The 11168-nt window shown below is 75.1% G+C and carries 10 protein-coding genes; 5 read left to right on the forward strand and 5 right to left on the reverse strand.

The genetic code is table 11. The annotated features are described in order from the left end of the window. Positions 1-18: 18 nt before the first annotated feature. Positions 19-1635, forward strand: coding sequence for a Na+/H+ antiporter NhaA (nhaA, locus tag E9549_RS21155; protein WP_236828564.1), 1617 nt, complete (start codon positions 19-21; stop codon positions 1633-1635). A gap of 373 nt (positions 1636-2008) precedes the next feature. Then, positions 2009-2743 (forward strand): hypothetical protein, encoded by a 735-nt coding sequence (locus E9549_RS21160; protein WP_236828565.1) that lies wholly within the window; start codon positions 2009-2011, stop codon positions 2741-2743. Positions 2744-2749: 6 nt separating this feature from the next. Here E9549_RS21160 and E9549_RS21165 read toward each other — a convergent pair whose 3' ends face one another. The 3 genes from E9549_RS21165 to E9549_RS21175 form a co-directional block, all read right to left on the reverse strand. Further along, positions 2750-4447 (reverse strand): DUF885 domain-containing protein, encoded by a 1698-nt coding sequence (locus E9549_RS21165; protein WP_236828566.1) that lies wholly within the window; start codon positions 4445-4447, stop codon positions 2750-2752. Continuing rightward, the gene (locus E9549_RS21170) at positions 4444-4977 is read right to left on the reverse strand and encodes an FABP family protein (RefSeq protein ID WP_236828567.1); all 534 of its coding nucleotides are present in this window, start codon (positions 4975-4977) and stop codon (positions 4444-4446) included. The genes E9549_RS21165 and E9549_RS21170 overlap by 4 nt, the downstream gene beginning before the upstream one ends. A gap of 136 nt (positions 4978-5113) precedes the next feature. Beyond that, positions 5114-6043 carry an NAD-dependent epimerase/dehydratase family protein gene (locus tag E9549_RS21175; RefSeq protein WP_236828568.1) on the reverse strand — a complete coding sequence of 310 codons (930 nt, stop codon included), beginning with the start codon at positions 6041-6043 and terminating at the stop codon, positions 5114-5116. A gap of 129 nt (positions 6044-6172) precedes the next feature. Between E9549_RS21175 and E9549_RS21180 the strand changes: the two genes are divergently transcribed. The 3 genes from E9549_RS21180 (at position 6173) to E9549_RS21190 (ending at position 10015) form a co-directional block, all read left to right on the forward strand. Further along, on the forward strand, positions 6173-6850 hold the full coding sequence (locus E9549_RS21180) for a TetR/AcrR family transcriptional regulator (protein WP_236828569.1): 678 nt from the start codon (positions 6173-6175) through the stop codon (positions 6848-6850). Between the two features lie 146 nt (positions 6851-6996). Continuing rightward, positions 6997-8082 carry a nitrous oxide reductase family maturation protein NosD gene (locus E9549_RS21185; RefSeq protein ID WP_236828570.1) on the forward strand — a complete coding sequence of 362 codons (1086 nt, stop codon included), beginning with the start codon at positions 6997-6999 and terminating at the stop codon, positions 8080-8082. Positions 8083-8257: 175 nt separating this feature from the next. Next, positions 8258-10015, forward strand: a complete 1758-nt coding sequence (locus E9549_RS21190; protein ID WP_236828571.1) for a SpoIIE family protein phosphatase — start codon at positions 8258-8260, stop codon at positions 10013-10015. Positions 10016-10120: 105 nt separating this feature from the next. Here the strand turns inward: E9549_RS21190 and E9549_RS21195 are convergent, their stop codons facing one another. After that, the gene (locus E9549_RS21195; protein ID WP_236828572.1) at positions 10121-10414 is read right to left on the reverse strand and encodes a DUF1416 domain-containing protein; all 294 of its coding nucleotides are present in this window, start codon (positions 10412-10414) and stop codon (positions 10121-10123) included. A 6-nt stretch (positions 10415-10420) separates the two neighbouring features. After that, a partial coding sequence (locus tag E9549_RS21200) for a sulfurtransferase (protein WP_236828573.1) occupies positions 10421-11168 on the reverse strand: 748 nt, incomplete at its 5' end.

Below are 11168 nucleotides of genomic sequence, written 5' to 3' on the forward strand. Positions count from 1 at the left end.
GTTCCCCGGAGCCGCCCCGTGACGACGTCCACCCCCTCCCGCCTCTTCGGACGGGGATCCTGGACCGAGGCGCAGCGCATCGCCTCGGTGCTCCGCAAGGAGACCGTCGGCGGTGCCCTGCTGCTGATCGGTGCGGCGATCGCCCTGGTGTGGGCCAACTCGCCCTGGGCGGAGAGCTACGAGGCGCTGCGCGACACGACGGTGGGCCCGGCGTCGCTGCACCTGGACCTCTCCCTCGGCACGTGGGCCGCCGACGGGCTGCTGGCCATCTTCTTCTTCGTCGCCGGGCTGGAGCTCAAGCGGGAGTTCGTCGCGGGCGACCTCCGCGAGCCCCGCCGTGCGGCGCTGCCGATCGCCGCCGCCGTCGGCGGCATGGTCGTCCCGGCGCTGTTCTTCGTGGTGTTCAACCTCAACGCGCGCGAGGGGGCGCTGCAGGGCTGGGCCATCCCGTCGGCCACCGACATCGCCTTCGCGCTCGCCGTCCTCGCGGTCATCAGCACCCACCTGCCCAGCGCGCTGCGCACCTTCCTGCTGACCCTCGCCGTCGTCGACGACCTGCTGGCCATCACGATCATCGCGATCTTCTACACCGCCTCGCTGGCGGTCACGCCGCTGCTGCTCTCGCTGATCCCGCTGGCGCTCTTCGGCTTCCTGGTGCAGAAGCGGATCCGCTCGTGGTGGCTGCTGCTGCCGCTCGCCGCCGTCACCTGGGTGCTGGTCCACGAGTCGGGCGTGCACGCGACCGTCGCGGGCGTCCTGCTGGCCTTCACCGTCCCGGTGATCCGCAGCGACGCCGCCGGCGGGCCGGACGCCGGGCCGGGCATGGCCGAGCACTTCGAGCACCGCATCCGGCCGCTGTCTGCGGGCGTCGCCGTCCCCGTCTTCGCCTTCTTCTCCGCCGGCGTCGCCATCGGCGGGCTCTCCGGCCTGGGCGAGTCGCTCGGGGACAGCATCGCGGTCGGCATCATGGTCGGGCTGGTCGCCGGCAAGGCGATCGGCATCACCGGCGCCACCTGGCTGGTCGCCCGCTTCACCCGGGCGCAGCTGGACGAGAACCTCGGCTGGCCGGACGTGGTGGGGCTGGCCCTGCTCGGCGGCATGGGGTTCACCGTCTCGCTGCTGATCACCGAGCTCGCCTACGGCGCGGAGAGCGAGAGCTACGACCACGCCAAGGTCGGCATCCTCTTCGGCACCCTGCTGGCGGCCCTGTCCGCCGCGGTGATCCTCCGGCTGCGCAACCGCCGCTACCGGGCGATGTACCTGCAGGAGATCAGCGACATCGACCACGACGGCATCCCCGACGCCTGGGACCCCGTCGACGACCGGCCCGGGCATGGCGCCGGCCGGGTCACCACGCCGCCGCCCGGCCCCGGCGCCTCCGCCGCCACCGAGGAGCTCGGGGAGGAGGCCGCGCGCCCGGGCTACGAGACGGTGGACGACGAGGCCGAGCACGAGCCGGACTGGGAGGGCGCGCCCCCGCCCGGGCGCACCGCCACGGACGCCGCCGAGGACCTCGGGGAGCACGACGGCCCTCGGCCCGGGTACGAGACCGTCGACGACCGCGCCGAGCACGACCCCGACTGGTCCGGTGCCCGGCCGCCGGGCCGCACCCTGGGCCCCGGCGACCGCTCCTGAGCAGCCCGTCCGGGGCGGACACGCCGGGAGCCGGGCGGCCAGCAGGGCGTTCGCCGAGAGCGGACGGAAACCGTTGGCGCTCCCGCGCGCGCGGCCGTACCGTCGTGGCACACGAGAAGGGAGGTGGTCCGTAACTTTGCTGAGCTACAGGACTCGTGAGGTGGCTGTCCGCTAGCCGCCGTCCAGATGGGCCGCCCGTTCGGAGGACGATCCGAACGACGGCATGATCGCCCGTCCGTCGCACGGCGGCGAGCGAGAACCGGACAGTCACCCGACCCCCGGGCCGCCGACATTTGTCCAGTCGGCCCGCGTGCTGCTCCCCAGCGGAGCGCCGCGGAGCAGCCCGGGGGTTGTCCGTTCCCAGGAGGCGCGCGTGCAGCTCGGCGGTCTTCCCGTCGAGGCCGACGTCTCCGTCGGCGCCTGGATCGCCGCGGCCGTCGCCCGGGCCCGCTGGGGCACCGTCGCCGCGCTGGTGCCGCCGCTCTTCCCGGCCTACGCCCGCGTGCTGCACCCCGCCTACCGCTACGCGGGCGACGACGACGTGGAGGTCCCCTGGGCCGCCGTCGCCGCGGTCAACGGCACCGTGGCCCACCCGCTGGCGCAGTGGCCGGCGGTGACGGGCGGCTGGGAGTACGTGGCCGAGGACAGCCAGCCGCCCGACTGGGACGGCGCCCCCGCGGAGGGGCACCTGCCCACCACCGTCGCCGCGCGCCTGGCGGCCGTGCTGGCCCGCCACACGGGCACCCCCGGCGACTGCCTGCTGGGCCGGTGGGCGGGCCCGGGCTCCGACGCCGCCGCACTGCACGGGGTGCCCACCCTGCCCCTGCCCCGCGGGCGGGACGCCGTGCTGGTGCGGGGAGCCGTCACCGACGCGGTGCGCAACCTGGCGCCCGAGCCGTCCGAGCAGAGCGCCAACCTGTGGTGGCCCACCGACCGCTCGTGGGTCGTGGCCACCGACATCGACCTGATGAGCACCTACGTCGGGGGCAGCGCCGCCTGCGTCGCCGACCTGCTGGCCACGCCCGGGCTGGAGGCCCTCCCCAGCTCCGCGGAGGACCGGGTGGGCCAGGCCGACGACCCGGTCAACACCGTGCCGGCGCGCGGCTGACCGCTACTAGAGCAGCGCCAGTTCCCCGGCGAGGTCGTCCAGCCCGAGCGAGCCCTGCGACAGCGCGGCCATGTGCCACGCCTTGAGGTCGAACCCCGCACCGCGGGCCCGCCGGGCGGCGGCCCGCCCGTCCCGCCAGGCCCGCTCGCCCAGCTTGTAGCTGATCGCCTGCCCCGGCAGCCCCAGGTAGCGCACCAGCTCGCTGTCGAGGAAGGCGACGTCGGCACCGGAGTGCTCCCCCAGGAAGACCCGCGCCAGCTCGGGCGTCCACGGCCGGCCGCGGTGCGCGGCCAGCGCGCCCTCGGCGTCCTCGGGCACGGGGAGCCCCAGGTGCATGCCGATGTCGATCACCACGCGCACCGAGCGCAGCTGCTGGGCGTCCAGGAAGCCCAGCCGCTCCCCCGGGTCGGCGAAGTAGCCGAGCTCGTCCATGAGCCGCTCGGCGTAGAGGGCCCAGCCCTCCACGTTCGCCCCCACCGAGCCCAGCGACGTCTGGTAGGTCGAGAGCTGCCCGGCCACGTGCACCCACTGCGCCAGCTGCAGGTGGTGGCCCGGGACGCCCTCGTGGTACCAGATCGACACCAGGTCCCACAGCGGGAAGCGGGTGCGCCCGAGCGTGGGCAGCCAGGTGCGGCCGGGCCGGGAGAAGTCGTGCGACGGCCGCGTGTAGTACGGCGCGGCCGCGCTCCCGGGCGGGGCGATCATCGCCTCCACCCGCTTGACCGGGGCGGCGAGGTCGAAGTGCGTGCCGTCCAGCGCTGCGATCGCGTCGTCCATCATCTGCTGCAGCCGGTGGCGGATCGCCTCCACGCCCTCGACCGCAGGCCCTTCGAGGGAGAGCCGGCGCATCGCCTCCAGCGGTGTCGCACCGGGGTGCACCCGCTCGGCCTCGACGCGCTGCTCGGCGAGGATCCGCCGGTGCTCGGCCCAGCCCCAGGCGTAGGCCTCCTCGAGCCCCCGGCCGGCGCCGAGGTCCGAGCCGGTCCAGCGGCGGGCGGCGACGGCGTAGCGGTCGCGCCCGACGGCGTCCGGCGTCCCCTCGGTGCGCGGGGCGTACTCGTCCCGCAGGAACCCGCGCACCTCGGCGACCGCCTCGTCGGCGGCCCGGGCGGCCGCGGCGAGCTCGCTCCGCAGCGCCTCGGGCCCGGTGGCGACGAACGAGGCGAAGAACGGCCCGCTGGTCCACTCGTCGAGCTGGGCGAGGACGGTGCGCACCTGCCGCGGTGCCACGAGCAGGCCGCGGCGCGCCCCCTCGGCGAGGGTCTCCCGGTAGCCGCGGTACGCCTCCGGCACGCGGGAGAGCCGGCGCGCGATGACCGACCAGTCCTCCTCCGTCGCCGCCGGCATGAGCATGAAGACCTGGCGGACCGCGTGCAGCGGGCTGAACAGGTTGTTGAGCGACCGGAACCCCTCGCCCGCCTCGTGGACGGCGAGCTCCGCGCCCAGCCGTTCGCGCAGCAGGCGGGCGCAGCGGCGCTCGACCGGGTCGTCGTCCAGCCCGGGGGCGGCCGCCTGCAGCCGGTCCAGCTCGGCCAGGGTGGCACGGGCCAGGTCGGCCTCGGCCTCGAGCCCGGCCGGGCTCACGTCGGGGAGCCGGTCGTCGCCCGGGCGGACCCCGAGGGAGGTCGCGACGATCGGGTCGAGGTCGCAGACGGCGTCGACGTAGCGGTCGGCCACCTGCCGCGGGGTGGTGGGCGCGGTCACCGGAGGCGCTCCAGCCGCGCCGACATCACCGGGCGGGGCGGCCGCTCCCCCACCGCGCGGTCGATCGCGTACATCAGCGCGCCCTCGACGATGCCGTAGAGCCGCACCGAGCGGGTGACGTCGGGGGCGTCCGGCGTGCGGGCGAGCACGTCGCTGGTGAGCTCCCAGCTGGTGGTGGTGCGCGCGGTGCCGACGTAGATCTCGACGAGCCCGTCCGGGCTGGCGACGAGCAGCTCGACGTCGTCCTCGCCGCGCGGCCGCCAGAAGCCGGACTCGCGGACGTCGGGACCCACGATCGCCCCGTCGTCGGTGAGCCGCCAGGTGCGCGACTCGTAGGCCAGGAAGCCGCGGCCGTCGTGGGCGAAGCGGACCCACTGGCCGAACCGGTGGTCGCCGCCCGCGCCCGCCGCCTGCCCCTCGCCGTGCCACTCGCCCAGCAGCGGCAGCACGGAGAGGAGCTCCGGGGAGACCTCCGGGCCGCTGCGGACGTCGGCGGTGTCGGGCACCGGCAGCTCGGTCGGCGCGCTCACCGCCGGCCCGCCTTCGGGCCGCGGGAGAGCCGGACGGCGCCGTAGCCCAGCGCCACGGCGCACGACGCCGTCAGGGTGACCAGAAGCCAGGCAGAGACCATGGCGACCACCGTAGTGACGGCGCCGCGGCCCGGCCTCAGGCGGCCGCCGGTGCGCGGCCGGCGGTCGCGGCGACCACCTCGGCCCACGGGGTCGCGGCGATCCCGAAGGTCGCCGTCGTCCCCGCGGCGTCGACGACGTACTCCTGGTCGAACTGGTGCCGGACGGCGAGCACCTCGCGCATCAGCGGGGACACCGGGCCCGCCGCCCGCAGCACCGCCCAGGGGATGCCGCGCACGGTGGGCGCCGGGGCGCGCATGGCCGCCGCGAGGTCGGCGAGGGCGGCGCGCTGGGACCGCGGGGCATCGCTGGGCACGTGCCACGCCCGGCCGAGCGCGCGCTCGTCGGTGCCCAGGGTGGCGAGCGTCGTCGCCACGTCGGGGAGGTAGGCCCAGCTGCGGGGTGCGTCCGGGTCGCCGACCACCCAGGCGGTGCGGCCGCGCCGGAGCGCGGGGAGCTGACGCCCCAGGTGGGACTGCGCCGGTGGCACCTGCGGGCCGACGAAGTCCGCGGCGCGGGCCTCGGTCACGCGCACCCGCCCGGCCTCGTGGGCGGCCAGCGCCTGCTGCCACATCCGGGCGCGGACGACGCCCTTGGTGTCGGTGGCCGCGAGCGGCGACCGCGGGCTCATCGGGCCGTCCGGGCGGCCGTAGGCGTAGAGGTTGGACATGGTGACCAGGACTGCGCCGGCGCGCTCGGCGGCTGCCAGCAGCGCGTCGGCGACCGGCGGCCAGTCGGTGGCCCAGCGGTGGTACGCCGGGTTGACGGCGTTGTAGAGGGCGGCGGCCCCGCGCGCGGCGCGGGTGAGGGCGGCGGCGTCGGCGGCGTCCACCTGCCGGTGCTCGATGCCGTCCGCGGGGACCGCGCCGGACCGGGAGAGCACGCGGACCTCGTGCCCGCGGTCGCGCAGTTCCCGGGCGGTGGTGAGGCCCACCGGGCCCTTGCCGACGATGACGTGCAGTGCCATGAGGTGCTCCAGGGCGTCTCGACAAGAGCGGTGCTCTTGTCCTGGACCGATGCTCTCGCCGGCCCGGGTCACCTGTCAAGAGCGGTGCTCACTCTTGCGCGCACCGCTCTCGCCCGGCACCGTGGGCGGATGCCCAACGCACGCGAGCGCGTCCGCGCCGAGATCACCGCGGAGATCGCCGACGCCGCCCGCCGCCAGCTCGCCGAGGTCGGGGCGGCCGGTCTGTCGCTGCGGGCCGTCGCGCGCGAGCTGGGCATGGCCTCCTCGGCCGTCTACCGCTACGTCCCCAGCCGCGACGACCTGCTGACCCGGCTCATCATCGACGCCTACGACGACCTGGGGGCTGCCGCGGAGGCGGCCGATCCGCCCGGCGGACCGCCGCGGCAGCGCTGGCTGGCCGTGTGCCGGGCGGTGCGCGGCTGGGCGCGGGAGCACCCGCACGAGTACGCGCTGCTGTACGGCTCCCCCGTACCGGGCTACCGGGCGCCCGCCGAGACGGTGCCGCCCGCTGCCCGCGTCGGCCTCGTCCTCGGGCGCATCCTGGGGGACGCCGCCCGCTCGGGCGACCTCCCGGAGGCGGCCGGCGAGCGCGACCCCGCGCTGATCAGCGACGACGCCGTCGCGATCCTGGGCGGCGAGCACCCGGCCCTCGACGAGGCGGTGCGGGTGCGCGCGCTGCTGGCCTGGAGCGCGGTGTTCGGCACCATCAGCTTCGAGCTCTTCGGCCACCTCGTCGGATCGGTGCTGGACACCGACCGCTGGTTCGACCGCGCCATGGGCGAACTCGCCGCCGGCCTGGGGCTCTGACCGGGAGCGACCGGCGCAACCCCCGGTATCGGGGGATTCCGTTCCACACAGGGCCGTGGGCAGGCTGCCCCCCTCAGGGGCGACGCGGCGGCGGACACCGACGTCCGCCAACCGGGGGGCCGGCGTCCCGCATCCAGGGAGCACCCATGCACCTGCGCAGAGCACGTCTCCTGGCGGTGGCGTCCGCCGCCACCCTCGCCACCCTCGCGGTGGCCGGACCGGCCACCGCGGACACCGGCAAGAAGCCGGACCCGAACCACGGCTTCAGCATCCAGGCCGCGGTGGACGCCGCGAAGCCGGGCGACACGATCCGCATCCCACCCGGCACCTACCACGAGTCGGTGACCATCCAGAAGGACGGCATCACCCTGCTCGGCCACCGCGTGGTCATCGCACCCACCGGCGCGGAGCCGACCGCGTGCGACACCCTGGAGGGCCCCGCCGACCGCGTGTCCGGCATCTGCGTCCTCGGCGAGGTCGACGACGAGTTCAACGCCGTCCACCGGGTGAAGGACGTCAGCGTCCGCGGCATCACCGTCACCGGCGCGACCGGGGACGGCCTCGTGGCGCTCGCGACGAAGAAGCTCAGGGTGAGCGACAGCCGGTTCACCGACAACGGCGGGTACGGCGCAGCCAGCTTCGTCACCGAGGGGACGACCTTCCACGGCAACAAGGCCACCGGGAACGCCGAGGCCGGCTTCTACATCGGCGACAGCGAGAAGGCCGACGCCGACGTCCGCGGCAACCACTCGGCGGGCAACATGATGGGCTACTTCTTCCGGAACGCCAGCGTCGGGGAGGCTCGCGGGAACGTCGCCGTCGGCAACTGCCTGGGCATGCTGCTGCTCGCTGGAGCCCCCGGCCCCGTCACGGACTGGAAGCTGCGGGACAACAAGGTCGCCGAGAACAACAAGGTCTGCGCCGACGACCTGCCGATCAGCGGGGTCGGCATCGTCCTGCTCGGCGCGCAGGACTTCCACGTGCGCGACAATGCAGTGCTGGACAACAACTCGGAGGCGGTGAGCGTCGTCGAAGGCGGGATCGTCGTGCAGTCGAGCTTCCCCGCGCCGCCCGAGGAGGAGCAGGTGCCCATCTTCGAACCCCGCGGTGAGGTCGAGCGGAACAAGGCCAAGGGCAACCAGCCCGCCGACCTCGTCTGGGACGAGACCGGCGACGTCGACTTCGACCGCAACCAGTGCCTGACCTCCCTCCCCGAGGGGCTCTGCGGCTGAGCCGACCGCACCACCCGCGGCGCCCGCCCCGGCTCCCCGCCGGGGCGGGCGCCCCGCTGCGCGCACCGGGAGTGAGGCGGACCCGACAGACCGCGTCGCTGGTGCCGGCGGGGGTCGTACGGCAGGCTGGACACACCCCGGAGGACGGGGTGGAGCGGGAGGAGCAGTCATCGAGATGGCCGAGGCCGGCCGCGGCATCGCGCCGACCCCGGGGATCGAGGTGCTCCCGGGCACGCCGTCGTGGTACGCCGTCCTCCACGAGTCCACGTTCATGTTCGCCGCCATCTGCGACATCGACGGGACGCTGCTCACCGCCAACCGCCTGGCCGTGGAAGGTCGCGGCTTCGACCGCCGGGAGCAGCTGGGCCGCCCCTTCTGGGAGGCCGGCTGGTGGGCCGGCGACCCGGACGTCGGCGCGACGGTGCGCGGGTGGTGCCTGGAGGTCGCGGCCGGGGGCGCGCCGGTCCGCGCGGTGACCAGCTTCTTCCTCGCCGATGGACGGCGGCGCACCGCCGACCTCACGATGCAGCTCGTCCGCGACGGCGACCTGCAGCAGTTCCTGCTGGTGACCGGCATGGACATCACCGACCGAATGCACGCCGAGCGGCTCACCGCGGAGGCCCGGGCCGCGGGCGCCGAGGCCACCACGCTGCGCCAGGTGGCCACCGCGCGCGCCCGAGACCTCGAGGTGCTGCGCGAGACCGAGGCCAAGCTGACCCGCGCCCTGGCCATCACCGAACGCGTGCTGGCCAACGTCGCGGACGGCATCTACGGCCTCGACACCGAGGGCCGGGTGGAGTTCCTCAACCCCGCCGCGGCCCGGCTCACGGGGTACCACCCGGGCGAGCAGCTCGGTCAGGACCAGCACGCGCTGGTCCACGGCCGGCGCCCGGACGGCTCGGAGTACCCCCGCGAGGAGTGCCCGGTCTGGCAGGCGCTGCGGACGGGCCGCACCGTCGTCGCCGAGCACGAGACCCTCTGGCGCAAGGACGGCAGCCCCGTCCCGGTGGAGATGGTCGTCGTCCCCACCGTGGAGGACGGCGAGCTCACCGGCGTGGTGGTCTCCTTCCGCGACCTCACCGAGCGGCTGGCGGCGCAGCGGCAGGCCGCGGAGCTCGAGGCGCTGGCCGCCCGGGCCGCCGCGGACCGCGCCCTGTCCGACCGGCTGCAGCAGTCGCTGCTCACCCCGCCACCGGAGCCCGACCACCTGCAGATCGCCGTGCGCTACAGCCCCGCGGCGCACGAGGCGCAGGTCGGCGGGGACTGGTACGACGCCTTCCTCCAGCCGGACGGCGCCACGATGCTCGTGATCGGCGACGTCGTCGGCCACGACAGCAGCGCGGCTGCGGCGATGGGGCAGCTCCGCGGCCTGCTGCGGGCGCTGGCCTACGCGCAGGACGACGGCCCGGCGGCGACCCTCACCCGGGTGGAGCACGCCGCGCGCGGGCTGGCCGTATCCACCCTGGCGACGGCAGTCCTCGCGCGCATCGAGCGGCACCCGGACGTGCCGGTGGCCGGGCGCCGGCTGCTGCGCTGGAGCAACGCCGGGCACCTGCCGCCGGTGCTGCTGGCCCCGGACGGCTCGGTCACGATGCTCACCAGCACGCCGGAGCTCATGCTCGGCATCGACCCGGATGCCCCCCGCAGCGACCAGTCCGTCGACCTGCCCGACGGGCACACCCTGCTGCTGGTCACCGACGGGCTGGTCGAGCGGCGCGACGCAGACCTCGACGAGGGCATCGAGCGGCTCCACGCGGCCCTGCGCGACCTCGGCAGCACGCCGCTGGAGGAGCTGCTGGACACCGTGCTGGCCCGGCTGGTGCCCGAGCCCGGCGCCGACGACGTCGCCATCGTGGCCGTGCGCGCCTTCCCCGAGGACCGCCCCCGGCCCCCCGAGGCCGGCCCGAACCGCCTGCCGCCCGGGGTGGACTGAGACGACGACGGCCCGCCTCCCGGGGGAGGCGGGCCGCCTGCGGTGAGCCCTCGGCCCCGTTCGGAGGCTCGCCGCGAGCTCGCGAGCGGTGCGGGAACGGGGTCCTTACGCGACGACGACCGTGGTCTCGTTCAGGCCGACCTCGGCGTCGAGCGTGCGCTCACCCTTGCCGACCGCGGCCAGGGCGCGCAGCTTCCACGGCCCGGGCGCAGCGAAGAACCGGAACTCGCCCTCGGGGCTGGTCACCACCTCGGCGGTGAACTCGTCGGTCGAGTCCAGCAGCCGGACGTAGGCCCCGGCCACCGGCGCACCGTCGTGCCACACCGAGCCCTGGATGACCGTCTGGGTGCTCAGGTCGATGCCGTCGAGGACACCACCCTGCTTCGGCGCTCCGCACATGTCAGCTCACTTCTCGATCGGGACGCCGACGAGCGAGCCGTACTCGACCCAGCTGCCGTCGTAGTTCTTGACGTCCTGCTTGCCGAGCAGCTCGCGCAGCACGAACCAGGTGTGGCTCGAGCGCTCGCCGATCCGGCAGTAGGCGATGGTCGGCTTGCTCTCGTCGTAGCCCTGCTCGGCGTAGAGCTTGGCCAGCTCCTCGTCGGACTTGAAGGTGCCGTCCTCGTTGGCCGCCTTGCTCCACGGGATGTTGATCGCGGTGGGCACGTGACCGGCCCGCTGCGACTGCTCCTGGGGCAGGTGGGCGGGCGCGAGGATCTTGCCGGAGAACTCGTCGGGCGAGCGCACGTCGACGATGTTCTTCGAGCCGATGGAGGCCACGACCTCGTCGCGGAACGCGCGGATCGACAGGTCCGGCTCGGACGCCTTGTACTGGGTGGCCGGGCGCTGAGGAGCGTCCTTGGACAGCGGGCGGCCGTCCAGCTCCCACTTCTTGCGGCCGCCGTCCATCAGCTTGACGTCGGAGTGGCCGTAGATCTTGAAGTACCAGTAGGCGTAGGCCGCGAACCAGTTGTTGTTGCCGCCGTACAGGACGACGGTGTCGTCGTTGGCGATGCCCCGGCTGGACAGCAGCTCCTCGAAGGCGCTCCTGTCCAGGTAGTCGCGGCGCAGCGGGTCCTGCAGGTCCTTCTTCCAGTCCAGCTTGACGGCGCCCTCGATGTGGCCGCCGTCGTAGGCGGTGGTGTCCTCGTCG

It is taken from the genome of Blastococcus sp. MG754426 (assembly GCF_021699055.1).
GTDB lineage: Bacteria > Actinomycetota > Actinomycetes > Mycobacteriales > Geodermatophilaceae > Blastococcus.

Bases quoted from the DNA above. Each gene is read 5' to 3' on its own strand.
- E9549_RS21175 (WP_236828568.1), bottom strand. From the start codon at position 6,043: ATGGCACTGCACGTCATCGTCGGCAAGGGCCCGGTGGGCCTCACCACC.
- E9549_RS21190 (WP_236828571.1), top strand. From the start codon at position 8,258: ATGGCCGAGGCCGGCCGCGGCATCGCGCCGACCCCGGGGATCGAGGTG.
- E9549_RS21180 (WP_236828569.1), top strand. From the start codon at position 6,173: ATGCCCAACGCACGCGAGCGCGTCCGCGCCGAGATCACCGCGGAGATC.
- E9549_RS21195 (WP_236828572.1), bottom strand. From the start codon at position 10,414: ATGTGCGGAGCGCCGAAGCAGGGTGGTGTCCTCGACGGCATCGACCTG.
- E9549_RS21185 (WP_236828570.1), top strand. From the start codon at position 6,997: ATGCACCTGCGCAGAGCACGTCTCCTGGCGGTGGCGTCCGCCGCCACC.